Genomic DNA, 25,523 nt, shown 5'->3' with positions numbered 1-25,523 from the left:
CCGTTGCCGAACTTCCTTCTTCCTTCTTCCTGAGATCCGTTACATCCGTTACACAATCCGTTGCCGAACTTCCTTCTGACTAATTGAGCCGCATAAATATTGTAGCTTTGCGAATTCCTGCGATCTCTCCCGTACTGGTGACGGTGAGCGATCGCAAGTGGTCGAACAATGGTCTTGCCGAAAGTTCAATTAACCTCAACAGCGGGATTTGTTTTTCCCAAATTGCCCTGCTGGAGGGCCAGTCTAAATAAAAATAGCCGTCGTTAGATGGTGGCAGGGGTTCAATGCTGGTTTGAAAATCTTGATTGGCAACTAAAGAGCCTGTTTCTGCTGCTTCTAGTGCTGCGTCCATTGCTTCTACTGAGGTGGTGAAAATTTCGTATTTGCCGACGGTTGCTCGGACTCCTTTTGCCTCAGTTTCGAGCGCACTTTTTCTATTATTTTCTTTACCATAATTTGGACTTGTTGTCAACTGCGTCCAAGCGGTAATTTTCTGGTTTCTCAGACTGAAGCTGCCGATGCTGTATTCTTTGCTGCGGGCAATTTCATCGAGTTTGTCGATCGCCTTTTGGGAATCAGCAGATTTTTCGGCGGCGAAAATCCAGTCACCACTATTTGACGAATTCGGAAGCACTGCTAAAGCATATTCTCCTTGTACCCAGTCAAATATATCCTGCGGCAAGTTGACGCCCCAAAGTTGCTGAATATCTGCCAGGGCGCGATCGACTAATTTTGAGGCTTCAGGGTTAGTGGACACCGCAGATGACAAATCAGCCCAAAAATTCTTTAAATCGGTGCTGGCGACGGCGAAAGGACTGGCTGAGGGAATGTACTGCAAGGCTTGCACAGGTTCCGAGAGTGTGGGAGAAGCTGTGTTTTCTCGCGATGTCACTAAAGCAGTTTGAGCCAGCAATCCCCGTCGGTTGACTCCGACAGCAACTGCGAGAGAATTAAGAGAAACTTGGGGATTTTGCTCGGTTGCTGACTGCGGGAGATTGACAAATGCTAAAGCAATTCTGCCTTGAGTTAGCTGCTGCAAAGCTTTTTGATATTCCGGGCTATTATTGAGATTTAGAGTGGCTGCTTCAACGTTATTAATTGCATCTCGAAGCACATTCGGACTGTTGGCAAATAAAACAAAACTGGGGTTATTTCCAGAATTTGAACTGCCGCCGATGGCCGCTGTTGCGAAGCTACGCGGCAAAGTTGAATTCGGCAGGGAAAACTGGTTGAAAGGCGAAATTGTAGCGGATTTTTTGTTAGCTGTAAGCGATTTTTTGTAAGTTAGTTGGATGCCTTTATAGAGTTCCGACTGCACTGTTTTATCTGCCCGAGATTGTTTTCGCCAGTAGGAGTCGAGAAATTGTTGGCTGCGAGCGATATTTTGGGAAGAAACAGCTAGCAAAAACCCAGTTTCTTTGCCGTTGCTGCTGTCGCCATCCAAATCGGAAGTTGTGACGGCGAGAGTAATTTCGTCACCTATCCAAGGTTGGATATCTCGACTGTAATCCAGGCCTGTATTGGCGAGGAAACTTTTTTTGATTTGCTCAAATTCTGCGTGCGATCGACTTCTTTCTTCGGGAGTGGCAAAAACTTGTCGCAATGCTTCGAGGCGATCGGGATTTACCAGCATTGATGCTAACAAAGGTGCTTGTTTCGAGACAAACACAGCCGCAGCCGGAGTAGTTGTCGGCCCGCCAGCGAGCAAATTCAGGGGAGTTTGAGTTGTCAGCCAGTAAAAACCGCCGGCACTCAAGCCTAAGAGTGCCAACACGCCAGCAATGAGGAAAGAAAAGAACGATCGCAGCTTCATACAACAAGGACTAATGACCACAGTCTATTATTAACTAGAGTAGCGCATGACCCTAGCTGTCTGCAGATACTTTTTGTGCGGTTTGCAAAAGAAAAGGATAAACTAAAATATACTCAAGCTTTAAAACCTAAGTAAAATGCTAACAATATCAACGCCTCCCGAACAGCGACTTTTACTCCTCAATATCAGTTTGCAGTTAATTGATATTATCAGCATTTCCTTAATTGAATTAGATTTATATGCAGATTTAGGCGTGCCATAAATTTGGCGGTACGACGGACGAAGGATCGAGTTTTATCAATTACAAAATGGCGAATATACCGAGTGAAAAATTTCCCTGGCTTTCCCGATGCTACTCACATCTTGCACCATTCTCGATAAGCCTTCTATGGGCGGGCAGGATGGCCACCTCACAAGAAAATGCACTTGTTGTGGAACAGGCCGGAAAGCCTGTTCTGGAGAATGGTGCAAGATGTGAGATGCTACCGACTGCAAAAGTTGACGAATTTATCGATCGCACTCAAACTACAGGCGCAACCGCAGCAGTGCGAGAATTCCGGGAATGGGTAAAAAATCAGTAATTGTGCAGTCTACCACCGCACTCCTCGCGCATCGGAAAAATCGGCATCTAGAACCGCCCCAGGATCGAATACAGCATCAGTTAAATCAGCTTTTCTAAACGACGTTATCGACAATTTTTCTATTTGTTCAACAGCGATAAAAAAGCCGATCGCCGTTAACCCAAGAATTACCCCAGAAACCAAAAATAAGACAATTCCCCGGATAGTATCCCCGCCCAAAAATGTCACAATACCGCTAGCCCCGATCGCAGCAGCAGCCCCAGCCACAGCCCCCGCCACAATTCCAGCCTCGCCCCGAGTCGCAGCAATCGCCGTCGCAGCGGTTCCAGCCACCGCCACAGCCCCCGCATCCGCCCCGGCTATCAGTCCAGTCAAAGCGCCAGCCGCCGTCACTGTCACCGCCGTTACCCCAGCCCTAGCAATCAAATTTCTCACCCGCCTGCGGCTTTGTCCGGTTCTGACACCCTGAAAATTTGCCCCCCTCAAAATCGCCCCGGTGAAATTGCAGCCTCGAATGTCGCAACCGCTGAAATTCGCCCCTGACAAGTCAAGCCCTTTAAAAGAACGGTTCCGCAAGTTTTGGTTAGCAAAATTGAGATTTCGAGGTTGAGTCATTCGATTTTAGATTTTAGATTTTAGATTTTAGATTCACAACCCAAATACTTAGGATTGTAGATTTTAGATTATAGATTTTAGATTAACCAAGCACAGGGCATTTAGAATAAAGCCTGTGGTTTATAACGACTTTCCATGTCTCCCATCTCCGAATCTCCATTTTCCCCGGAACAAATTGCCGGTGAAAGACTCACACCTGAAGAATATGAAGAAATCGTTCAGCGTCTCGGTCGCCATCCTAATAAAGCTGAATTGGGAATGTTCGGCGTTATGTGGAGCGAACACTGCTGTTACAAAAATTCGCGGCCACTATTAAAACAGTTTCCCACAGAGGGCGATCGAATTCTCGTCGGGCCCGGAGAAAATGCCGGCGTCGTAGACTTGGGAGACGGCTTGCAACTCGCCTTCAAAATTGAATCCCACAACCACCCGTCAGCAGTCGAACCTTTCCAAGGTGCAGCAACGGGTGTCGGCGGGATTCTCCGCGATATCTTCACAATGGGTGCACGCCCGATCGCACTTTTAAATTCCCTGCGTTTCGGCAACTTAGACGATGCTAAAACTCAGAGATTGTTCAAAGGCGTAGTATCGGGAATTTCCCATTATGGAAATTGCATCGGCGTGCCCACAGTTGGCGGCGAAGTTTACTTCGATCCTGCCTATTCCGGCAACCCGCTAGTAAACGTCATGGCCTTGGGTTTAATGGAAACTCAAGAAATCGTCAAATCCGGGGCATCCGGCATCGGAAATCCCGTGCTTTATGTCGGTTCAACTACCGGGCGAGATGGCATGGGAGGAGCAAGTTTTGCCAGTGCAGAATTGACCGACAAATCAATGGACGATCGCCCTGCAGTCCAAGTAGGAGATCCATTTTTAGAAAAATCCTTAATTGAAGCTTGTTTAGAAGCATTCAAAACCGGTGCAGTCGTCGCCGCCCAAGATATGGGTGCGGCGGGAATCACCTGTTCCACATCAGAAATGGCAGCCAAAGGCGGGGTCGGCATTGAATTCGATTTAGACAAAGTTCCCGTTCGAGAAAGCGGTATGGTTCCCTACGAATACCTGCTTTCAGAATCCCAAGAACGGATGTTGTTTGTTGCCCAAAAAGGACGGGAACAGGAATTAATCGATATTTTCCACCGCTGGGGATTGCACGCGGTAGTAGCGGGGACAGTCATCGAAGAGCCGATCGTCCGAATTCTATTTAAAGGCGAAATCGCGGCGGAAATTACCGCGACTGCTTTGGCAGATAACACCCCAATTTATCACCGAGAACTGTTGACAGAGCCGCCCGAATATGCTAAAAAAGCATGGGAATGGACGGCGGATTCCCTGCCACAATCCACAGTTACAGGTATCGAAATTAACGGCAATTTCCAAACTTGGAATCAGATTTTGCTGACGCTTTTAGATACTCCCACCATCGCTTCTAAACGCTGGGTTTATCGCCAATACGATCATCAAGTGCAAAACAATACTGTTGTTTTACCGGGAGGCGCTGATGCTGCGGTTGTCAGATTGCGTCCGCTAGAACCTTGCCACTCTTCCCTTGCTAACGGGTTAGAAGTACACCCCCTTGCTAAGGGGGATCTACAGAGAGAAAATGCTATTTCTCTAGCTTCCGAAAGCAAACAGGAAGAAGAAGTAATTCCTCTATTTACAAAGGCACAAGGTAGGGAAACTCCCAAACTTTCTCCCCCCCTTAGCAAGGAGGAAGCGCCGCAGGGGGCTATTCCCGGAGTTGCTGCAACGGTTGATTGCAATTCTCGTTATGTTTATCTCGATCCTTATGAAGGTGCAAAAGCAGTCGTAGCGGAAGCAGCGAGAAATTTAAGTTGTGTGGGTGCTGAACCTCTGGCAGTTACTGATAATTTGAATTTTGGCAGTCCTGAAAAGCCTATCGGATATTGGCAGTTAGCGTCAGCTTGTCGCGGGATTGCTGATGCTTGTCGGGAGTTGGGAACGCCTGTTACTGGTGGCAATGTTTCTCTTTACAATGAAACGGTTGATGCTGAGGGGAATCCTCAACCAATTTATCCGACTCCGGTAATCGGAATGGTGGGGTTAATTCCCGATTTGAGCAAGCTTGCTGGCCAAGCTTGGCTAAAGAAAGGTGATTTAATTTATGTCCTGGGAATTGGTGAATCATCCCAAAACTCAGAACTTCCATCGGAAAGCTCAAAAATCGAAACTTCTCCTACTCTCGGAGGTTCGGAATATTTAGCGGCAATTCACGGGATTGTAGCTGGGAAACCGCCAAGGATAGATTTTGAGTTAGAAAGAAAAGTGCAATCGGTTTGCCGCGATGGAATTCGGCAAGGTTGGGTAGGTTCTGCCCATGATTGTGCGGAAGGCGGAATTGCGATCGCCCTCGCGGAATCTTGTATTTCTGCTAAAATGGGTGCGGAAATTCATCTCAGTTTCAACTCGGCAAATGTCAGCCGCTGGGATGAAATTTTGTTTGGTGAAATGGGCAACTGCATTGTAGTTTCAGTCGCACCGAAAAATCAAGAGATTTGGGAGTCTTACCTGCAAGAACATTTGACAAAAATGTGGCAGAAAATTGGTTTAGTTTGCTGTGCTGAATCACCTTTGCGGGTTGTGAGTGCTGACAATCAAGTGTTAATTGAGGTTGCGATGGGTGAGATGGGCGATCGATTCTATAATGCGATCGAGCGTCGGATTGCATCTGTCTAATCGCATTCCATATAAAGGGCGGTTGAAACCGCCTCTACACAGACGAAACCCGCCGACGCGGGTTTAAAATTTTCAGTCCGCGCAGGCGGAGTTTGTTTGTGCATAAGCGATTTCAAACGCCCAATTAATTGCCCAATTAATCGTCGAGTCAATCGCCCAGTCAATCTATACAATATAAACAGTATCATTCCTAAAATAAATGATTTGCTGTATCAATCCCAACTGCGAAAAGCCTGACAACCCCGACGGACAAACATATTGCATCAGTTGTGGCGTTAAACTCGTACCCATCCTGCGAAATCGTTTCCGCATGATCAAATTCCTCGGTAAAGGTGGCTTCGGCAGAACCTATTTAGCAGAAGATATTGATAAACTAAATCAACCCTGTGTCGTTAAACAATTAGCACCAAATGTCCAGGGGACTTGGGCTATTAGCAAAGCGGTAGAATTATTTCAGCAAGAAGCCAGACAACTGCAACAGCTAGGACAACATCCCCAAATTCCCTCTCTTGATGCCTACTTTGAAGAAGACAACTATTTGTATCTCGTACAACAGTTTGTTGATGGGGATAATTTGTTGAGGCTTTTCCAAAATCAGGGAATTTGGCAAGAAACCCAAGTTAAGCAACTATTACTCGAACTTCTACCTGTTCTCAAGTTTATTCACGAACAAAAAATTATTCATCGAGATATCAACCCTGAGAATATTATGCGCCGTCGCAGTGACGGTTTGTTCCTGCTGATTGATTTCGGAGTTTCCAAACAGTTGTCGGGAACAGTGATGTCGATACTGGGAACACAAGTTGGTACGCATGGTTATACACCGCTTGAACAAATGAAAGGGGGTGAAGCTTATCCAGCCAGCGATTTGTTTAGCTTGGGGGCGACTGCTTTTCATCTACTGACAGGGCTATATCCTTTTGATTTGTGGGTGGATCAAGGTTATAGTTGGACGGCCAATTGGCAGCAACATTTGAAAAGCCCCATAGAAAAAGGATTGGAAGTGATTTTATCTAAGTTGTTGGCCAAAGATATCCAGCAGCGCTATCAATCAGCCGAGGAAGTTTTAATAGATTTTCAACATCAGTCAAGACAAACTCCCGCACAGACACCAACTCCCGCGCAGACTTTACAAAGATTTGACTTTGAAGTGGTGACAGTTGATGTGCGGGGTAATATAACTAGCCGTCAACGCCGTCAAGCACAATTTATTAGTGAAAATTTAGGTAGTGGTGCAACCTTAGACATGGTAGCAATTCCTGGCGGCAGTTTCGTGATGGGTTCCCCTAATACCGAAGCAGAACGAAGGGACAAGGAAGGGCCGCAGCGTACTGTGAATATCTCTCCTTTTTTTATGGGTAAATATCCAGTCACTCAAGCACAATATCAAGCGTTGATGGGGAATAACCCTTCTCATTTCAAAGGTTTTTTCAAAAGCAAACAACTCCCTGTAGAACAAGTTACCTGGGATGAGGCTGTGAAATTCTGCCGCAAGCTTTCTGAAAAAACAGGGAAGACTTATCGTTTACCATCGGAAGCCGAATGGGAATATGCTTGTCGCGCCGGAACTACAACGCCTTTCTATTTTGGCGAGACAATTACCCCGGATTTAGTTAATTATGATGGCAATTATCCCTACGGTGCTACGCCGAAGGGACTTTACCGCAAACAAACAACAGATGTGGGGAGTTTTGGGCCGAATCCGTTTGGTTTGTATGATATGCACGGGAATGTTTGGGAATGGTGCATCGATCGCTGGCATGATAACTACAATGGCGCACCAAGTGATGGAAGTTCTTGGGAAACTGGAACAGGTCATCACCGTGTGCTGCGTGGTGGTTCCTGGGACTACAATGCGGTCCATTGCCGCAGTGCCTTTCGTGACAGGAATTCGGCGGACTACAGGTTGAGGAACTGGGGTTTTCGCGTGGTGGTAGCTTCGGTTTCTTCCTCGTCCTAGTTTTCCCGGCGAGGACTCTTCTCTGCTCTCTAGCCATTTAGCGCCTTGAAGCCGTAGGGTGCGTCGCCCGAAACAATCTGCAAGTTCGATCGACTATTTCACACCCACGCACCACAAATTAGTAAGGTGCGTCGCCCGAAACAATCTGCAAGTTCGATCGAGAATCTCGCAGCGAGGCACCCTACAAATTAAACTGAAAAACTTATCTGCTCCGTGCTATAGCCATCACTTGCCGCGCCCAAAATGACTTTACATGGCCACACAGATTTCCATGATGATATAGTAGGTCAATTTAATGAAAAAGTCAAGATTGATCGCCCTTAAATTCTAATATTTCAAAAAGCCCGTGAAGCAATTTTATAATTTATTTTCCATTGCACGATCGCCTATCTCTTAGTCCCCCTCTGCTGGGACGAGAGTTTGACAAGAAGCCATTTCAATAGACTGTAGGTGCCTTAAAAAATGGTTTCACCCCTCACCTCTAAAAATAGTGGATCGGGACTAAGTATTTAATTAACCATATAGCTATTAACTACCAATAGCGAACCCCAATGCTGCATTCCAGATGTGAGGGGTAACACCCTCCGCGATATTCGCCAATAATCTCTTTTAATCGCCTAATCGAGCGCCAGAGCGCGCCCCATCGATCGCGCCCCATCGATCGCCCGACCGCCCACAATTAATCAAGGTTAATATAGGATCAGGGGGCGATCGATACTACAATGCCATTAAACGCCGCATCGCTTCTGTCTGAAATGCTACACGACTTGGAAATAATGACAGATCCGTGGCAAGATTAAGGGAATGTTAAGTTATGCGACGCTTTCGCAAACAAGATTTCCCGCTGAAACTGTCCCCCTAACCCACCTTCCCCATTAGGAACCCACTCATCTATGATTCCCAACCATTCCTTCGCGGCTGACGAGCATTCTAACAAACCCGACAAGCCCGAGGAAGCTTGTGGCGTTTTCGGTATCTACGCACCGGGTGAAGATGTCGCCAAGTTGACCTACTTCGGTTTGTATGCTTTGCAGCACCGCGGTCAGGAATCAGCAGGAATTGCCACCTTTGAAGGTGAAAAAGTCCACCTTCACAAAGATATGGGACTGGTTTCCCAAGTCTTTAACGAATCGAGTTTAGGTCACTTGCCGGGTAACTTAGCCGTAGGCCACACTCGCTACTCTACTACCGGCTCGTCGCGGGTTGTCAACGCTCAACCTGTTGTCGTCCAAACCCGTTTGGGAAGTCTCGCGCTAGCACATAACGGAAATCTTGTCAATACCAAAGAATTGCGGGAAGAATTGCTGTCTCGGAAGTGCGAATTTGTCAGCACGACAGATTCAGAGGCGATCGCAGTGGCGATCGGTTCCGAGGTAGACAAGGGCAAAGACTGGCTCGAAGCAGCGATCAGTGCCTTTGGTATGTGCCAAGGAGCCTTTAGTTTGACGATCGCCACCCCCCAAGGCGTGATGGGAGTCCGCGACCCCCACGGCGTCCGCCCGCTGGTAATTGGCATCCTCCCCACAACTCCGGTACGATACGTTTTAGCATCGGAAACTTGTGGCTTGGATATTATCGGTGCTGAATTTTTGCGGGACGTAGAACCGGGGGAATTAGTTTGGATTACAGAGGAAGGTATGGCTTCCTTCCACTGGAGTCAGCAGCAGAAGCGCAAACTTTGTATCTTTGAAATGATCTATTTTGCTCGACCCGACAGCCAGATGGAAGGTGAAAGTTTGTACAGCTACCGACTGCGGATCGGGCGTTTGTTGGCAGCAGAATCTCCGGCTGATGCGGATATAGTCATCGGCGTTCCCGATTCTGGAATCCCGGCGGCGATCGGCTTTTCTCAAGCTTCCGGTATTCCTTACGCCGAAGGATTGATTAAAAACCGCTACGTCGGGCGCACTTTTATTCAACCGACTCAGACAATGCGCGAGTCAGGAATCCGCATGAAACTCAACCCTCTCAAAGATGTGTTGGAAGGGAAGCGAGTAATTATTATCGACGATTCGATCGTGCGCGGCACTACCAGCCGCAAAATAGTCAAAGCCTTGCGGGATGCGGGCGCAACGGCAGTTCACATGAGAATTTCTTCGCCACCGGTGACTCATCCTTGTTTCTACGGGATCGACACCGACAATCAAGATCAGTTGATTGCTGCTACTAAGTCAGTCGCAGAAATCGGCGCCCAAATTGGGGTTGATTCTTTGGCTTTCTTGAGTTGGGATGGAATGCTGAAGGCGACTAACGAAGACCCGATGAGTTTTTGTTCCGCGTGTTTCACTGGTGATTATCCGATCGACGTTCCAGAAATGGTAAAACGGTCTAAGCTCATATTAGAAAAAGCTGGAACCTAAAAAATCAAAAAGCGAGAAAGCAATCGCCCGTCACTTTCCGCAATTTAGGGATTTTCAAGTTTTTCTGGTAAGTCATTGCCAGAATGTGTGTAGAAATGTTACATTAACTTAGCTTTAGCAATTCTTGCAGAATTGGTGAACTGTAGTAAACAGTCGCTTGGGTACCACTTGTGTGAAACCCAACACTCGGATTGGAGATTGGAGATTGGAGATTTGTGCTTGAATCTAAAATCGCCAATCTAAAATCGATGCTTTTTCCCTACACTCTCGTTCACAATTCCTGCTCGAAACGCTGTATGCTACCTGCAGACTGGAGGTAGTTCCTCCAGATGTCCACTCTCAGATTGAAGTCGCATTTCGCACCAACAACGGGCACATGAGATTTTTTCAGATAACAGGGTCGATCGCACTAATTTTTTCCATACAAGTATTCCCCAAGCCAACTTGCTTGAGAATTGCGGATGGGCGGTTCATGCGAACTAAAGAACTTTAGAAACCCTTGCAGAGTAAAAAATATGGCTCCTTGCGAGCCGAAAGTGACTGTTAAAAGAAGGCGGAATGCGGTTTCTCAAGTCAGCTTAAATCGGAAACTTCGTGCAATCAAATACTGTTCTCAATCAGCCGAGCAATCAAGGCTCATCCTCTCGTACAGCAGAGTTACCTTTTACTCTTCAAGATATCAAGGCAGCTATTCCAGCCCACTGTTTTGAACCCTCGGCATGGAGATCTCTGGCTTATTTCTTTTTAGATCTTGGAATTATCGCAGGTTTGTATGCGGTCGCCTACACCCTCGATTCCTGGCTCTTTTACCCAATCTTTTGGTTGATGCAGGGAACCATGTTTTGGGCATTGTTTGTAGTGGGCCACGACTGCGGACACGGTTCATTTTCTAAGAGCAAATGGCTCAACAACCTGATCGGACACCTCTCCCACGCTCCAATTCTCGTGCCCTTCCACGGTTGGCGGATCAGTCACAGAACCCACCACGCAAATACAGGCAGCTTAGATAACGATGAAAGCTGGTATCCGGTATCGGAGAGCAAATACAATCAAATGCCTTGGTACGAAAAGCTGGGACGCTTTTATTTGATGTTATTTGCCTATCCAATTTATCTATTTCGCCGATCGCCCGATCGGGCAGGTTCTCACTTCATGCCCGGTAGCCCGATTTTCCGTCCCTCCGAAAAATGGGATGTGTTGACGAGTTCCGCATCCTTGGTACTGATGGTAGGCTTTTTAGGCGCGCTAACCTATCAGTTTGGTTGGCTGTTTTTACTCAAGTTCTACTTAGTTCCCTATGTAGTGTTCGTGATGTGGCTGGATTTGGTAACATTCCTGCACCACACAGAAGCGGATATTCCTTGGTATCGCGGTAAAGATTGGTCTTTCTTGAAAGGTGCATTGTCTACGATCGATCGCGACTACGGAATCATCAATTCCATCCATCACGATATCGGCACCCACGTAGCCCACCACATTTTCTCGACAATGCCGCACTATCACTTGAAGGAAGCAACAGAAGCAATTAAACCAGTGTTGGGCGATTATTATCGCAAGTCAACCGAGCCAATTTGGAAGAGCTTTATTCGCTCTTACTGGGATTGTCATTTTGTCTCCGATACAGGTTCTGGAGTTTACTACGAATCACCTAACAGTCGGCGATCGGCTGAAGTTAAGTAGCTTAAATAAACAATAGAATACGTAAAAACCCGACTTCTTAAAGAAACCGGGTTTTTCTTTTTTGCGCGTGTTTGATCAGATGTTCCACATCTGGAGGGGTGACAAGCCGCCCTTGAGGGGTTGTCACCCAGCCAGCGATTTTTCCAAAGCTTGTATTACTACTTCAGCCTTCGCAGTCCAACCAATAATACCGCCTTGGGCGCAAATCATATCGATCGCGCTTTGTTTAAACTCTGGAAAGTAGCTGGCTGTAGCATCCTCAACGAGTAAACATTCAAACCCCCGATCGTTAGCCTCACGTATAGTGGTTTGAACGCAAACCTCAGTCGTGACTCCTGTAAAAATTAGGTGAGTAATCGCTTTTTCACGAAGTATTAATTCCAAATTAGTGTGATAAAAAGCGCCCTTTCCGGGTTTATTAATTACTATTTCATCAGGCATAGGTGTCAACTCTGAGATAATTGAATTGCCAGGTTCACCCAAAATTAAAATTCGTCCCATTGGGCCTCTATCGCCAATTTTTAGTTGACTTTGACCCCGCTTTTGCTTAGATAAAGGACAATCAGAAAGGTCAGGTTGATGACCTTCAATAGTGTGAACAATCGGGAGATGGCGATCGCGAAATACCTCTAACAACTGCTTTACCGTTGGTACGATCGCCTGTAGTTGGCTGACATCATTGCCTAAAGCTTCACCAAATCCCCCACGCTCCAAAAAGTCTCGCTGCATATCGATGATAACCAAAGCCACACCGCCAGAGACGGGCAGTTCATAATCATAAGGTTGGGCAGATATTAAGACCATATTGATATAGGTTTTTCCCAAATTACTAAGACTATGCAGCCAGCTTGGCTGACAACACTGTGGTTACTGTTAGGGGGGTTAATGACAAAGGTTCCGGCTTGGTGTTCGCCATTCTGGTCAGTTTGCGAGCCAGTTAGTACATAAATATGTTCAAAACCAGTATGGGTGTGCATTGGGACACTCGCTCCCGGCTCATACCGCAGTAGAGCAGCAGCCGATCCACTTTCGTTATCACCATAAAGTCGGTAGATTTCCACCCCATCACGAAATGGTTGCCAAGCCAACTCATTCTGCCACGTCGCGATATTAGGTAAATCCTTAAGGAGCAAAGTTTGCTTCAGTAATTCAGTCATAAATATTCCAAAATTGATTAATGTCCTGCCATGCTCTTACCAATCTGAGCAAAATCTGCATCTGCGATCGCACTTTCATAAGTAAAATTCCCGCCACTGATTACCAAAACCCGATCGGACAATTTCAGCAGTTCATCTAAGTCTTCACTCACCAGTAACACAGCTACTCCTCGGTTTCTCGCCTCAACAATCTGACCGTGAATGTACTCCACAGCAGCAAAATCAAGACCAAAGCAAGGATTCGCTGCAATTAGTAACTTAATATGTTCCGCAGAGAGTTCCCGCGCTAGCACTGTGCGCTGTACATTTCCCCCCGACAGATTGCCAACAGGTGTATCTGGCGAAGGCGTTTTTATTTTGAAAGTATTAATTAAGTTCTTAGCCGCCTGCCTAATTTCTTTCAGGATGAGTAAGATACTTGCTTTAGCTTGAGGAGGGCGATCGAACGTCCGCAGGGCTAAATTTTCTGCCACACTCATGTGTGGCACACAAGCATTATGAAGGGGTTCTTCTGGTAGTGCGAAGACCTGATGTTTAAACATCTCGGCTCGTGTTGCTGTATAAACTTCGCCATTGACCAGCACATCTCCACCTGTAGCAGAACGCTGACCTGCCAACACCTCCACCAGTTCCCGCTGACCATTGCCAGAGATACCTGCAATTCCAACAATTTCGCCGCTGTGAACTGTGAGGTTTACTCCTGTCAATACCTCCAGACCGTTGTCTTTATTGGCGTGAAGGTCTTTAACTTCAAGGACAGGAATAGTCGTTGGGGGGGCTGTCTTTTCAACTTGTTTTGGCTCACGCCTTTCACCCATCATCATTTCAGACATATCCGAGACAGTCAGATCCTTTACCAAACCCTGACCTGCAAACTTTCCTTTACGCAGCACCGTGATGCTATCGCAAAACGCCATTACTTCCCGGAATTTGTGGCTGATAATTAACACACTTAATCTTCCGGCAGTAACTTCTGCGCGCAGTAAACCTAAAACCTCATCGGCTTCCTGCGGAGTAAGCACCGAAGTAGGTTCGTCCAGAATCAAGATTCGGCTTTGAAGATATATCTGTTTAAGAATTTCTAGCTTTTGTTTTTCCCCGGCAGCTAATTGAAACACCGGGGTATCTAGAGGAACTCGGAAAGGAGCAGTTTTCATAAAAGCCTTTAACTGCTCGTACTCGGCTTTCCAATTAATCAAATTGGGGCTATCAAAGCGGGACAAAACCAGATTTTCGGCTACAGTCATCGCAGGTACAGAGGTGAAGTGCTGGTACACCATGCCAATGCCGTACTTATGAGCATCGCGAGGACTTGCGATCGTGGTTTCCTGCTTGTCAATCAAGACTTGGCCTGAAGTAGGATTATAGAAACCCATGACACATTTAACAAGGGTACTTTTGCCGGCTCCGTTCTCGCCCAGCAAAGCATGAAACGTCCCTGGTTTTAGCGTCATCGAGAAGTTATCAAGTGCAGTCATCGTGCCAAACCGCTTAGTCATGTTAACCACCTCTAGTTCTGGTGGTTTAAGAAAGTTTTTAGTTGTGAAGTTTGAGTTTTGAGTGTCTAGATAATTCTGAGTATTTAGTGCTGAGTTTTTGGCTAGAGATCCTCTCACTTCAGTCATTTTTTTATCTCCTGTAAAGTTTTCAGTTTCTCGGCTATTTATGAGGTTTGGTTCTTTAATTAGATTGCGGGGTTCCTTTCAATGCTGGAACTATTTACTTTATTTTTTCCTCACGCTTCTACACTTAAAGCTTTGATAAATGCTTCTGAATCAGCGACGGTTCCAAACACTCCTCCCTGCATCTGGATCATCTTGAGCGCCGCCAGATGGTTGCCATAATCTGTTGCGCCTGTACAGTCAGATAAGAGCAAACATTCATAACCGCGATCGTTTGCATCTCGCATTGTGGTATGGACGCAGACATCGGTTGTAATGCCAGCCAAGACAATATTTTGAATGCCTTTGCGTTTCAGTAGCAGATCTAAATCCGTGGCATAAAATGAGCCTTTTCCCGGCTTGTCAATCACCGCTTCTCCAGGCAAAGGCGCGAGTTCTGGAATGATTTCCCACCCTGCTTCACCTCGAACTAGAATTTTGCCACAGGGTCCGGGGTCGCCGATTCCGGCTTGAATTCGGCGCGATCGCCACTGCTTGTTTTCTGGTAAATCTGCTAAGTCGGGGCGGTGTCCTTCGCGGGTGTGCATGATATGAAAGTGCTTCGCCCGTGCTACTTCTAAGACTTGCTTGATTGGCTCAATAGGAGCGCGAGTCAGTGACAAGTCGTAGCCCATCTTATCAACATATCCACCAATACCGCAGAAATCAATTTGCATATCAATTATCAGCAGCACCGTATTTTCTGGGCGCAAATCGCCATTGTAAGGATAAGGATATGGTTCAGCTTCTACAAAACGTCCCATGTTTATCTTCCTTGCGATAAATTCCTGTTTTACGTGCTAGTTCCTAAAGCTCCAGGCGCGCCTGTCAAAGTTCGTTTCGGCGAACAAGTAATAATCATGATCGCCAGGGTCAAGATGTAGGGCGAAGCATTGAATAAGTAGTAATAGGAATCCACCCCTACTGATTGCAAAGCCGGACCGATCGCCTGCGCCCCCCCAAATAGCAATGAGGCGTATAAGCACTGAACTGGATTCCAACGGGCAAAAATTACCAACGCTACCGCCATGAGTCCTTGACCGCTAGAGATGCGTTCTGTCCAACTACCGGGATAGTAAAGGGATAAATAAGCACCACCAATTCCAGCTAAAAAACTGCCCGCGATAATGCAGAGCATACGAACTTTATTAATGGAGATTCCCATTGCTTTGGCAGCATCGGGACTATCCCCAACTGCACGAATGAATAACCCCCAGCGACTTGATTTAAAAAACCACTGCATTAGAGGGGCGATCGCTACACCTAACAAAAATAGGGGACAAATTTGCAGCGCTGATTGCACCGGAGGCAGATGACTCCAAGCACCCAGAGGGAAACTAGGCAACTGGGGGGCACTTGGTTGAATAAAAGGTTTGCCAAAAAAGAAAGCAATGCCGCTACCAAAAATAATCATGGCGATGCCTACGGCAATGTCGTTTACTTTTGGTTGTATGCACAGCCAAGCGTGGATAAAACCTAGTACCATGCCAGCTAGACCAGCGGCTAAAACACCTAACCAAGGCGATCCAGTCTGATAAGAAATAGCATAGGCACTCATCGCACCCGTTAACAGTGTCCCTTCTAACCCCAAATTAATCTTGCCGCTTTTTTCAGTCAGGCATTCGCCCAAACTGACGAACAGAAACGGAGCGCTACCCCGCAAAGTTCCTGCCAAGATACCCAAAGGTACTCCCCACCAACCTAATACTTCTGCTGCCATTGTTGATTCCTCCGATTTGAGATTTTGACTTAACGTATTGCTTAGTTAGATAGTGGCTACTGATGGCTGCTCGCTAGAAGGTGGCTGCTGAGGGCTATCGGTTGACCGTTCTTTGAAAAATGGCAAACGTCCGTAGAGCGATTCGCTATACAGAACTACCAAAAAGACCAACCCTTGGAACACTAAAACCGTTGCATCGGGCAGTCCATGTGCCCGTTGCAAGATGCCACCACTAGCAAGAATGCCGCCAAGCAGAATTGCCACAATAGTCGCAGCAAGAGGGTTGTGTCGAGCAATGAATGCGACTAAGATACCGCTGTAGCCATAGTTAGCATTAAGTGATTCGTTAGCTCGACCATGCACGGCTGCGACTTCCACCATGCCTGCCAAACCCGCACAAGAGCCAGCTAAGAAACAGATTGCCATTGTCAACTTGCCGACAGGAAGTCCGGCAATTCGAGCAGCGCGGATGTTACCTCCTGCTGTTCGAGCTGCAAAGCCAAAGGTAGTGCGCTGGATCAGGAAGTAGGCGATCGCACAAGCAACCAACCCATAAATTAGACCGTAGTGAACGCGGGTTCCTGGAATATTTCCTAACATATTCACGTCAGGAATCGGGTAACTAGAAATTTTATTGACACTGCTGGGGTCACGCATTACGCCACCGACTAAATGATTCAGCAGGGCGATCGCAATATAATTCAACAACAAGCTGCTAATTGTCTCATTCACTGCCCGGTAATAGCGCAAAGCTCCCACTGCACCAATCCACACACCTCCACAGACAATTCCTGCCACCGCCATTGCAATTTGAACTAACGTCGGCGGTGCAGAAGATAAAGCCAGTCCAGCGGCGACAGCCCCCAGACCCCCAACTACTAAAGCGCCTTCGTTGCCGATAATCATCAACCCTAAACGGGCAGGTAGAGCCGTGCACAAGGAACTCAGCATCAACGGTGCAGCCCTGATCAGGGTGTTTTGGAATGAATGCCAACTGCCAAACGCTGCTTTGTAGATTGAGGCATAGACAGCAAAGGGATTAGATCCAGCCGCAGCACAAAAAATTCCAAACAATACCAATGAGAAGAGGATAGCGGCGATCGGGATACAAACCGCTTCCAAAGTTGTACGCCAGTTTTGACGGTTAATCATCATCAGAATAAAAGATGAATTACTAAGAAAATGATGAGTGTTGAATGAAAAACTTGCTTGTATAGCAGTTGCCGACGGGCATGAAATACTTTCTTAGGAATCAGAATTAAATAACTTACAATGCGTGATGGTTCTTGTGGGATGGGCGTCCCGCCCGTCCAGAAAGGGCGGGCTATAAGCCCAACCCCTACTCCCCACTTTCAAGAGTGTAAATTATTTAATTCGCGATCCTAATTAACTCGTAACTTTGCCGATGACACCTGATGCCAGCCAATTCATCTTTTCTAGTTCTGCGTCTTGCTGCTTGTAATCCTTACCTTCAGCAATCACAACTTTCCCGGTGTTATCTTTTATTTCCCCCTTATAAATCACCATGCTGCCATCAAGAAACTTACTCTTAGCAGCATCAGCATCCTTTTGCGCTTCGGCAGTTACGGCACTACCGTAGGGCGACAGCTTCAAAAAACCATCCTTCAAGCCACCGCGTACTAAATGGGGAATGCCTCCGTTCATCAGCGTCTTGCCAGCTTGAAGCATTTCAGCATACTTAGAATAGACATTCGTCCAGTCCCACTCGGCACCTGTTAAATATCCTTTGGGCGCAAGTTGGGCTTGACTCGCATGGTAGCCAGTACAGAAAATGCCTCGTTTCTCAGCCGTTTCTATCACTACTTTGGGGCTATCTACGTGACAGGTAATTACATCAACCCCCTGGTCAGCCATACTATTAGCAGCATCAGCTTCTTTAACAGGCAAAGACCAATCTCCTGTAAAAATCACCTGAGTTGTAACTTCTGGCTTAATACTCCGTGCCCCTAATGTAAAGCTATTGATATTGCGTAATACTTGCGGTATGGGTTTAGCAGCAATAAATCCTAATTTTCCGGTTTTAGAGGCGTGGGCGGCAACAATGCCTGCTACGTACTCACCCTCATCAATGTAGCCAAAATAGCTGCCAACGTTATTTGGATGCTTACCTTCCTGATAAAGTCCACCGCAGTGAAAGAATTGTACCTCCGGGTAATCCTTTGCCAGTTTGAGAATATGCGGGTCAAAGTACCCGAAGGACGTAGGGAACAGAACCGTTGCCCCATCCTGTTCGATCATGTTCCTCATGGTTTCTTGTACCGATGTAGTTTCAGGAACATTTGCTTCCTCTACGGTTTTTACCCAGGCTAATTTTGAAACCCCAGCGTTCCCTTCTGCTTGGGCTTGATTGTAGCCGTAGTCATCTTTGGGACCAACATAAATAAATCCCATCACAATTGGCTTATCTTTGCCAGCCGAGTTTGCTTGAACCTCTTTAGCAGGACTACATCCAGTCCAAAGGCGCGATGTGACTGCAAACGCTGTAGTAGATAAAATCCCACGAATTACTTGACGCCGAGGTATAAACAATGACTTTTTGGTACTCATTCTCTATGTTCTCACTAAAAGTCTTTAAGAGGAATTCATAGCTAAGCTTTAACGCTTATACTTGCTGGGAATTGCTAGATATTCACGCTAAATTTGTCAGCTTTTAGTCTATCTATTCAACAATGAGATTAAATGCGTTAATAAGTATTTACATTCAAATCACATCTTGAATTTAATGTAAAAGATACATGGGGAACCAAAACTAATTCTAATAAAGAATTAGTTCTTGCGGAAAATGTTGTTTTAGGAAAGTCGAAAGCCCTAAAAATCAATGATGTTTATCTTATCCCAATTACTTTTAGTAGTAACTTTTTTTATAAAAACTTAATAATATTAGCCAAATTGTCTCCCAAAAAGTTCGCTATAAACAAAATTAAACAATAATGTTCACCACAAACAAAAAAGAATTTTTGAGTGCTGGCACGCAACTAGCTTTTCACTCTTGGACGCAACGTAAAAATAAGTCGAGGCTGAATCAAAAACCACAGAAATCGATGTTACAAAATCCGAAAAACTGTCATTGATTTCTAATAACAGTCAATAAGAGGTATTTTACAGCGTATTCCAGCTTTATGAATTACACCGCGCTCTCACGGGGTTTCTTTACTGTTCTCGCATCCTTACTGATTCTGTTCAATAAACCCGGTTTCTCGCGATCTACATCTACATGGAATATGCTGTATTTTTATGGGAACTCTTTTGGGGTTGCCTTCTAGCCCGCCCCAAAGGTAAAAACTAAATGCAGTACAGCTTAGTGAGGACTTCAGTCCGAGCAAGTTTTATGAGGACTGAAGTCCTCACTACCAAATTTATAACGGTTATTATACCCGAGGTAATATTACAGATTACCTTTAAGCCCGATCGCCGTGACAATAGTCCACACATCTACCAACAGCAACAGCATCGTACATCCTAGCAAAATAAGATACATCCAAGGCTGCGACAAAGGGCGAACATCTCTAGTATCAATGCCTGTTTTTGCTTCCACCAAACCGACTAATTTAGCAAATCCAGCCACCCGCATTGGCAGCAAATAACCTTCTCCCGAATGACTCAAAAAATAGTAAACTAAACCTCCTTGACCGGTCGATCGAGGTTTGAGAGCTTTCACCTCAGTCCAAGGTAACGACCAACCCTTACGAAAAAAACGCGGAAACCAGTTGGGATACGTGACTTCAATCCCTTCCTCGCTCAAAATTACCCTTTCACTGAGCACGCCGTACAGGCCCACAGCGCCGACAACAATTGCTGCCCAGAGTGCGGCGGGAGGAACGGGTGCTTTAGTTACTTCCGACAAAAACGGCAACGGAATTGTCAGGGCTGCGTACAAGCTCAACAGCGTGATTCTAATCAGGGGAGAAAGCCGGAATATCGCCGGCTCAAATACTGGGGCAGAAGATGGGGAAGAGGCGATCGGTTCTACTGACATGGCTGAAATTCGAGAAGCTGTTTAAGGATATTTTTGCACAGCTTTCGGACCCGCCAACAAAACTCAGGGAAATACGAAAAACCAGACAATATTTGCAGTTGTGAGTCTTGATCTAAAATTCATTTCAGAAACTTTGATTCTTAACTGTTGAGTTTTTACCGCTTTGCAGAAGTTGGAATTTTGAGCGCGGAGTTATCAATTAACTGACAATTTATAACTCAAAACTCACAACTGCGATTAATCGACGGCGGTTAGTGCCGGGACAGTCAAAGGTTCTGAGATTTCTCGGGATTTGGGGCGGCCGACCATTACTGCTCGATCGCCCTGAACTTCCCCTAGGGATCTGCTAGGATTGACGTTTGAATAGGGGCCTTCGTTAATCTGCAAGCGATCGCAAGGAATTTTATCCGACAAAATTGCACTGGCCATCATCCCGGTGTGAATTTCCAATGCTGCGGCCGGCATCGCTTCAAACACTAAGCGCTGTCCGGGAAACACCACTCGTTCAAAGTACCAGTTAGGAATGTTGGCGATGCGAGCAATTTGAATCTGACTGGTGGCGTTGACGTAGCAGCACAGAATTTTGCTGTCGGCGTCTGAGGGTACGGGGTCAAGAATTTGAGCCATAACTGCTGAGGGAGCCTTGCCTAAAAGTTTTAGTTATCTTCTCAGGCTAACACTAGGCGATCCCAGCCTACTGTAAAGCCGACTACCAACTCCCTTACACATTAGAGACCGATCGTACCTAACTTAAAATTTAACCGGATAAATATCTGGTTTTTAACTCCCCGCTGGGATTTTCTGTCAAAATACGCTGTATTGACTTAAAAATTAGCTTTTTTCTGCTGCTGTCGCCGATCGACACCAACAAGCTCGGCCTTAATCCCAATAGAAAAATTTAAGAATATTTAATGTCAAATTGCGAAAATTAGATAGATTGTAAAGTTATATTAAAAGAATATTAACATAGCTGAAAAAGTTCCACTTTAGGATATGGCAATCATGGAAAACCGAGAAAACCGAGTCCTGTACGTTCGCCTCCCTTGCAATCCTATTTTCCCGATCGGAGTTGTGTATCTTTCGGATCACGTACACAAGCTGTTTCCCGATGTCGAACAGCGCATTTTTGATTTAGGTGCCGTACCCCCCCTGGATTTCGCTAAAGCTTTAGATGCCAGCATAGACGAGTTTAAGCCGACTCTGCTGGTTTTCTCTTGGCGCGACATTCAAATTTACGCGCCCGTGGGCGGCAGGGGCGGCAATCCGCTGCAAAATGCCTTCGAGTTTTACTACGCCAAAAATCTGCTGATCAAGTTCCGGGGAGCACTCGGAGGACTGCGTTTAGCAGCGTCTTACTACACCGAACTCTGGCGCAATTTGGGACTGATTAAGCGCGGATTGAAGCGGGCCCGGAAATACCGCCCCGAAGCTCGTGCAGTGGTCGGAGGCGGTGCTGTGAGCGTGTTTTACGAGCAGTTGGGCCGCAGTTTGCCGGCCGGAACAGTGGTTTCGGTGGGGGAAGGCGAAGCTTTGCTGGAGAAGTTGATTAAGGGCGAAGATTTGGCCGAGGAAAGGTGTTATGTGGTGGGCGAAACTGTGCCGCGCGCGAAGCTAATTCACGAAAAGCCCGCCAACATCGAGAAAACTGCCTGCGATTATAACTACATCGAAACCATTTGGCCGGAATTTTCCTATTATCTACAGGATATGGACTTCTACGTGGGAGTCCAAACCAAGCGCGGCTGTCCTCATAATTGCTGTTACTGCATTTATACGGTGATTGAAGGGAAGCAAGTGCGAATTAATCCGGCGGATGAGGTGGTGGCGGAAATACGGCAATTGTACGATCGAGGTATCCGCAATTTCTGGTTTACCGACGCTCAATTTATCCCAGCACGCAAATTCATCGACGATGCAGTTGAATTATTGCAAAAAATCATCGCCGCCGGCATGGACGACATACACTGGGCCGCTTACATCCGTGCGGACAATCTCACACCAGAATTGTGCGATTTGATGGTAAAAACGGGGATGAATTACTTTGAAATCGGCATCACCAGCGGTTCCCAGGAACTGGTTCGCAAAATGCGGATGGGCTACAACTTGCGAGTAGTTTTGGAAAATTGTCGCGATTTAAAAGCAGCAGGTTACAACGATGTGGTTTCAGTTAATTACTCGTTTAACGTCATTGACGAAACCTTTGAAACTATCCGGCAAACTATTGCTTATCACCGAGAATTAGAGCGAATTTTCGGAGCCGATAAAGTAGAACCCGCGATTTTCTTTATCGGGTTGCAGCCGCACACAATTTTGGAAGAATACGCTTTTAAACAGGAGATTCTGCAACCTGGTTACGATCCCATGAGTTTGATGCCTTGGACGGCGCGCAAGTTGCTGTGGAATCCCGAGCCTTTGGGTTCGTTTTTTGGGCAAATTTGTTTAGAAGCTTGGCAGCGTAATTCCAATGATTTCGGCCGCGAAGTGATGGCTATTTTGGAGGAAAAACTCGGCTGTGCGGAATTGGAAGAGGCATTAACCGCGCCTGTGGAAATCAAAGGCAAACAGTTGGCAGCAGTTAATTAATTACCAGGTTGGCAGTCAGGACGACGGTTATTTAAAAAATGGGAAATGGGAGAAAAAATGTATCTTCTGTTTCCCTTTTTATTATTCACTAAATAGCTAAGCGCAAATAAACAATTACTGTGTAACTGAGTCAGTTCGCGATCGCATGGGGGACTAGAAACCCGGTTTCTACGAAAATCAAAGGTTTAGTAACGAGAAATATATGAAGAAACCCGGTTTCTCAGATCGGCGCGAACAAGTCATAAAATCTTAAAAATGTCATAAATGCAAGAGATTGCTTTCCTTCGATCGCATTGACATACTTATGTATTTTTACTGGTGTAGGGTGCACAGCTCGCACCTTACTTTAACCGACAGTGTAGCGTGTTTCTGCACCTTTCACCTCTGATATTAAATATTATTAATATCCAGCAAAGATCGCTTAAGATGTAATTATATAGTTAAAACCAGGAGTGACAAGATGTTTTATAAAGATAGAGTTAAGGGCATTAAAGGAGTAGGTCTAGTTATAGCAGGCATTAGTGCGATTCCCTACCCTTCGGGAACCCCTGCGGGGAACGGGATAGCTTCGTTTCACGGCTTTTTGACCGCCTCAGCAGAAGCAACTGCACTAAATCAACCGATTGGCAAAGTTCGGGCGATCGCACCCAACACTTTGGGCAATAATCAACCGCTGCAAATTGCTCAAGTTGAGGGATGTCCGAGAGCCCAAATGGTGCAATTTTTCGCAACGCCCAACTTTTCTATATACATTTGCAAAACCCAGGAAGGCGAAATTTTTTACCGCGGCCTCAGCAAAATAAATGGCAGCCAAATCAATGTCATGCAAGTAAGGACAGGTGACGACGGAACTTATGAAGCGACTAACGGCAATATTATCTATTCGATTAACCCGCAACGCCTGCAAGTCCGGCAGAATGGTAAGGTAATCTTGACCGAAGCTGTCATCAAGTAACACTAACAGTTATTTAATGATAAATTCACTAAATTTAGGGTGTATTTTATTTAAGTTAAAAATTCAAGAGCTGCAAAAACATCTTGATTCCTTCATAATCAAAGAGAATCAGTGGTAACGGTTATAAAATTGACTAACTTTTGTTCAAATACCTCTCAATCAATACGATCGCCACAATATCGTCCACCGGCCTCGGTGGTGTCCGCATTCCCTCGGGAATCAAGCGCGAAAGTCCCGTCGGAGGGTACATTTGCCAGTAGCGTTCCCTCGCTTCTAAACTGCTGTACCTCTCGTCAACCTGAACAATTTTGACCGCAGGCGACAAACTCTGCGTCAGTTTTTGTTTCCAACTCTTAGAAGTCGTTTGATCTCCGATTACCAATAACTCCATCGAAAACTGTTCGCACAAAGATTGAATAGTAGATATCGCTGCTTCCGACTGCACAACTTGATGGTAGCAGACCTTCTTATCTCTACCCATGACGGCGATACCGCACTTATCTTTACCTGGATCGAAACCTAAAATCATATTTATGAGTCCTGTGTTAATAAGTTTGTAGTTGCGATCGAGCGCCAGTCAACTCAATCGCCAACCTATATCTAATCTGATACTTGCATTCTTGAATGTCTCAAAATCTTTACGGGCGATCGCACTTATTTTGCTTGACTTTTTTGCAGGATTGACATATTATATCATCATGGGAATCCGTGCGGTCATATAATGCCTAAAATCAGAAACCGGGTTTTTGCCACAATATTTGCTTCCCAGTTTGATTTATCGAAAAAACCCGGTTTCTTTCACCCCCGCGCAAAAACTCGGTTTCTATCACCCCTGTGCAGGCGGTGCGTCGCTGTGCGATTGTCGATTTGATTTGCAAATTGCAGATGGCGACGCACCCTACTATCTTATTTGGATTTGGTGTAGTGGTATTTTTTGATATGCAGTAGATATGGTTGGCGGGGTTGTTGGCGTTATCGAATTTGGTGCGATCGATGCAGAGGAATTGGAGGGAAGGCGTGGAGGTTAGTTTCCGTAAGTTGGGGAAAGCAGGAGTTGGGGGAGTTGGGCAAGGTTGATTAGTTCAGAGGTCGGGATGCCACTATGCTATAATCAATTAACTGACAGGTGGTAATTGGGTTTCTTGCCCTCAACATAACCTACAATATTTAACTGGGAGTTGTAGTAATGGAAGTCGAATTTGGTCATGTTCAGGAATACAATACAGAAAGAGGTTTCGGATTTGTAAGCCGCACATTTAGGAATGCTAATCAACGAAATAAAAAAAATGTTTGGTTTCATATCAAAAAATTTAAGTATGATTACCCAAATTTGGCAAAAGAATTAGATGCGGGTTCCTTCGCAAATATTAACTTTTGGTACGAAGTTGATAATAGCGATCGCGAAAATGTCGGTAAAGTCTGGCTATACCCAAAAGATATTCCTCAGCAGCAACGAGATAGTTTAGTTGCTCATATTGAACAACTATGGTGCAATCCTATTAATGCCCTTCCTGAATGGCTAGATTCGATCACAATTGCTGCGGTTGGAGAAGTTCGCAAAGATGAGTTGAAGAAACTTTATGATGAACAAATCCGTAAGCGAAATGAAGTAAAAGAGCAAGAAGAAATACAGAGACAATCTCTACGTGAACAGGCGTTGAAGAAATTTTATGATGAACAAATCCGTAAGCGAAATGAAGTAAAAGAGCAAGAAGAAATACAGAGACAATCTCTACGTGAACAG

At 45.7% G+C, this 25,523-nt stretch carries 21 protein-coding genes; 9 read left to right on the top strand and 12 right to left on the bottom strand.

Going from position 1 to position 25,523, the window contains the following annotated elements:
• Positions 1-79: 79 nt before the first annotated feature.
• The gene (locus tag QUB14_RS00320; RefSeq protein ID WP_333213784.1) at positions 80-1,813 is read right to left on the bottom strand and encodes a DUF3352 domain-containing protein; all 1,734 of its coding nucleotides are present in this window, start codon (positions 1,811-1,813) and stop codon (positions 80-82) included.
• Between the two features lie 136 nt (positions 1,814-1,949).
• On the opposite strand from QUB14_RS00320, the gene QUB14_RS00315 reads away from it, so the two are divergent.
• A complete protein-coding gene (locus QUB14_RS00315) occupies positions 1,950-2,075 on the top strand; it encodes a hypothetical protein (protein WP_333213786.1) in 126 nt (41 codons plus the stop codon).
• A 139-nt stretch (positions 2,076-2,214) separates the two neighbouring features.
• Positions 2,215-2,394 carry a hypothetical protein gene (locus QUB14_RS00310; RefSeq protein WP_333213788.1) on the top strand — a complete coding sequence of 60 codons (180 nt, stop codon included), beginning with the start codon at positions 2,215-2,217 and terminating at the stop codon, positions 2,392-2,394.
• 9 nt (positions 2,395-2,403) lie between these two features.
• Here QUB14_RS00310 and QUB14_RS00305 read toward each other — a convergent pair whose 3' ends face one another.
• Positions 2,404-3,009, bottom strand: coding sequence for a pentapeptide repeat-containing protein (locus QUB14_RS00305; protein ID WP_333213790.1), 606 nt, complete (start codon positions 3,007-3,009; stop codon positions 2,404-2,406).
• Between the two features lie 135 nt (positions 3,010-3,144).
• On the opposite strand from QUB14_RS00305, the gene purL reads away from it, so the two are divergent.
• From purL to QUB14_RS00285, 4 genes are all read left to right on the top strand, one after another.
• Positions 3,145-5,706 carry a phosphoribosylformylglycinamidine synthase subunit PurL gene (purL, locus tag QUB14_RS00300; protein ID WP_333213792.1) on the top strand — a complete coding sequence of 854 codons (2,562 nt, stop codon included), beginning with the start codon at positions 3,145-3,147 and terminating at the stop codon, positions 5,704-5,706.
• 199 nt (positions 5,707-5,905) lie between these two features.
• Entirely contained in the window at positions 5,906-7,666 is a 1,761-nt protein-coding gene (locus QUB14_RS00295; protein ID WP_333213794.1) for a bifunctional serine/threonine-protein kinase/formylglycine-generating enzyme family protein, read from the top strand.
• 893 nt (positions 7,667-8,559) lie between these two features.
• Entirely contained in the window at positions 8,560-10,026 is a 1,467-nt protein-coding gene (gene purF / locus QUB14_RS00290; RefSeq protein ID WP_333213796.1) for an amidophosphoribosyltransferase, read from the top strand.
• 594 nt (positions 10,027-10,620) lie between these two features.
• Entirely contained in the window at positions 10,621-11,706 is a 1,086-nt protein-coding gene (locus QUB14_RS00285; RefSeq protein WP_333213798.1) for a DUF3474 domain-containing protein, read from the top strand.
• Between the two features lie 123 nt (positions 11,707-11,829).
• Here QUB14_RS00285 and QUB14_RS00280 read toward each other — a convergent pair whose 3' ends face one another.
• The 9 genes from QUB14_RS00280 to QUB14_RS00240 all read right to left on the bottom strand — a co-directional run bounded on the left by QUB14_RS00280 (position 11,830) and on the right by QUB14_RS00240 (position 20,868).
• The gene (locus QUB14_RS00280; protein ID WP_333213800.1) at positions 11,830-12,510 is read right to left on the bottom strand and encodes a cysteine hydrolase; all 681 of its coding nucleotides are present in this window, start codon (positions 12,508-12,510) and stop codon (positions 11,830-11,832) included.
• Positions 12,501-12,863, bottom strand: a complete 363-nt coding sequence (locus QUB14_RS00275) for a cupin domain-containing protein (protein ID WP_333213802.1) — start codon at positions 12,861-12,863, stop codon at positions 12,501-12,503. The genes QUB14_RS00280 and QUB14_RS00275 overlap by 10 nt, the downstream gene beginning before the upstream one ends.
• Positions 12,864-12,880: 17 nt before the next feature.
• Complete coding sequence (locus QUB14_RS00270) at positions 12,881-14,488, bottom strand: ABC transporter ATP-binding protein (protein ID WP_333213804.1); 1,608 nt, start codon at positions 14,486-14,488, stop codon at positions 12,881-12,883.
• A 110-nt stretch (positions 14,489-14,598) separates the two neighbouring features.
• Positions 14,599-15,288 (bottom strand): biuret amidohydrolase, encoded by a 690-nt coding sequence (biuH, locus tag QUB14_RS00265; protein WP_333213806.1) that lies wholly within the window; start codon positions 15,286-15,288, stop codon positions 14,599-14,601.
• A 29-nt stretch (positions 15,289-15,317) separates the two neighbouring features.
• On the bottom strand, positions 15,318-16,244 hold the full coding sequence (locus tag QUB14_RS00260; RefSeq protein WP_333213808.1) for an ABC transporter permease: 927 nt from the start codon (positions 16,242-16,244) through the stop codon (positions 15,318-15,320).
• Positions 16,245-16,289: 45 nt separating this feature from the next.
• Positions 16,290-17,399 carry an ABC transporter permease gene (locus QUB14_RS00255; protein WP_333213810.1) on the bottom strand — a complete coding sequence of 370 codons (1,110 nt, stop codon included), beginning with the start codon at positions 17,397-17,399 and terminating at the stop codon, positions 16,290-16,292.
• Positions 17,400-17,630: 231 nt separating this feature from the next.
• On the bottom strand, positions 17,631-18,812 hold the full coding sequence (locus QUB14_RS00250) for a BMP family ABC transporter substrate-binding protein (protein WP_333213812.1): 1,182 nt from the start codon (positions 18,810-18,812) through the stop codon (positions 17,631-17,633).
• 838 nt (positions 18,813-19,650) lie between these two features.
• Positions 19,651-20,241, bottom strand: coding sequence for a hypothetical protein (locus QUB14_RS00245; RefSeq protein WP_333213814.1), 591 nt, complete (start codon positions 20,239-20,241; stop codon positions 19,651-19,653).
• Positions 20,242-20,478: 237 nt separating this feature from the next.
• Positions 20,479-20,868, bottom strand: coding sequence for a DUF1830 domain-containing protein (locus QUB14_RS00240; RefSeq protein WP_333213816.1), 390 nt, complete (start codon positions 20,866-20,868; stop codon positions 20,479-20,481).
• 375 nt (positions 20,869-21,243) lie between these two features.
• On the opposite strand from QUB14_RS00240, the gene QUB14_RS00235 reads away from it, so the two are divergent.
• Both QUB14_RS00235 and QUB14_RS00230 read left to right on the top strand, forming a co-directional pair.
• On the top strand, positions 21,244-22,824 hold the full coding sequence (locus QUB14_RS00235) for a photosystem II high light acclimation radical SAM protein (RefSeq protein WP_333213818.1): 1,581 nt from the start codon (positions 21,244-21,246) through the stop codon (positions 22,822-22,824).
• Between the two features lie 460 nt (positions 22,825-23,284).
• Positions 23,285-23,779: a hypothetical protein gene (locus tag QUB14_RS00230; protein ID WP_333213820.1), complete on the top strand. Its 495-nt coding sequence runs from the start codon at positions 23,285-23,287 to the stop codon at positions 23,777-23,779.
• 133 nt (positions 23,780-23,912) lie between these two features.
• Here the strand turns inward: QUB14_RS00230 and QUB14_RS00225 are convergent, their stop codons facing one another.
• On the bottom strand, positions 23,913-24,308 hold the full coding sequence (locus QUB14_RS00225; RefSeq protein WP_333213822.1) for a pre-16S rRNA-processing nuclease YqgF: 396 nt from the start codon (positions 24,306-24,308) through the stop codon (positions 23,913-23,915).
• Positions 24,309-24,965: 657 nt separating this feature from the next.
• Here QUB14_RS00225 and QUB14_RS00220 point away from each other — a divergent pair.
• Positions 24,966-25,523 (top strand): hypothetical protein (locus QUB14_RS00220; RefSeq protein WP_333297050.1); only part of this gene is annotated, 558 nt, incomplete at its 3' end.

Source organism: Microcoleus sp. B3-D2 (assembly GCF_036705345.1).
In the GTDB taxonomy this organism is placed as follows: Bacteria; Cyanobacteriota; Cyanobacteriia; order Cyanobacteriales; family Microcoleaceae; genus Microcoleus.
This window is presented reverse-complemented; position numbering and strand designations above follow the sequence as displayed.

Coding starts and splice junctions, on each gene's coding strand:
- purF (WP_333213796.1), top strand. CDS start 8,560: ATGATTCCCAACCATTCCTTCGCGGCTGACGAGCATTCTAACAAACCC.
- QUB14_RS00315 (WP_333213786.1), top strand. CDS start 1,950: ATGCTAACAATATCAACGCCTCCCGAACAGCGACTTTTACTCCTCAAT.
- QUB14_RS00310 (WP_333213788.1), top strand. CDS start 2,215: ATGGCCACCTCACAAGAAAATGCACTTGTTGTGGAACAGGCCGGAAAG.
- QUB14_RS00275 (WP_333213802.1), bottom strand. CDS start 12,863: ATGACTGAATTACTGAAGCAAACTTTGCTCCTTAAGGATTTACCTAAT.
- QUB14_RS00250 (WP_333213812.1), bottom strand. CDS start 18,812: ATGAGTACCAAAAAGTCATTGTTTATACCTCGGCGTCAAGTAATTCGT.
- QUB14_RS00225 (WP_333213822.1), bottom strand. CDS start 24,308: ATGATTTTAGGTTTCGATCCAGGTAAAGATAAGTGCGGTATCGCCGTC.
- QUB14_RS00235 (WP_333213818.1), top strand. CDS start 21,244: ATGGAAAACCGAGAAAACCGAGTCCTGTACGTTCGCCTCCCTTGCAAT.
- QUB14_RS00240 (WP_333213816.1), bottom strand. CDS start 20,868: ATGGCTCAAATTCTTGACCCCGTACCCTCAGACGCCGACAGCAAAATT.
- QUB14_RS00320 (WP_333213784.1), bottom strand. CDS start 1,813: ATGAAGCTGCGATCGTTCTTTTCTTTCCTCATTGCTGGCGTGTTGGCA.
- QUB14_RS00295 (WP_333213794.1), top strand. CDS start 5,906: ATGATTTGCTGTATCAATCCCAACTGCGAAAAGCCTGACAACCCCGAC.
- purL (WP_333213792.1), top strand. CDS start 3,145: ATGTCTCCCATCTCCGAATCTCCATTTTCCCCGGAACAAATTGCCGGT.
- QUB14_RS00280 (WP_333213800.1), bottom strand. CDS start 12,510: ATGGTCTTAATATCTGCCCAACCTTATGATTATGAACTGCCCGTCTCT.
- QUB14_RS00270 (WP_333213804.1), bottom strand. CDS start 14,488: ATGACTGAAGTGAGAGGATCTCTAGCCAAAAACTCAGCACTAAATACT.
- QUB14_RS00255 (WP_333213810.1), bottom strand. CDS start 17,399: ATGATGATTAACCGTCAAAACTGGCGTACAACTTTGGAAGCGGTTTGT.
- QUB14_RS00245 (WP_333213814.1), bottom strand. CDS start 20,241: ATGTCAGTAGAACCGATCGCCTCTTCCCCATCTTCTGCCCCAGTATTT.
- QUB14_RS00230 (WP_333213820.1), top strand. CDS start 23,285: ATGTTTTATAAAGATAGAGTTAAGGGCATTAAAGGAGTAGGTCTAGTT.
- QUB14_RS00260 (WP_333213808.1), bottom strand. CDS start 16,244: ATGGCAGCAGAAGTATTAGGTTGGTGGGGAGTACCTTTGGGTATCTTG.
- biuH (WP_333213806.1), bottom strand. CDS start 15,288: ATGGGACGTTTTGTAGAAGCTGAACCATATCCTTATCCTTACAATGGC.
- QUB14_RS00305 (WP_333213790.1), bottom strand. CDS start 3,009: ATGACTCAACCTCGAAATCTCAATTTTGCTAACCAAAACTTGCGGAAC.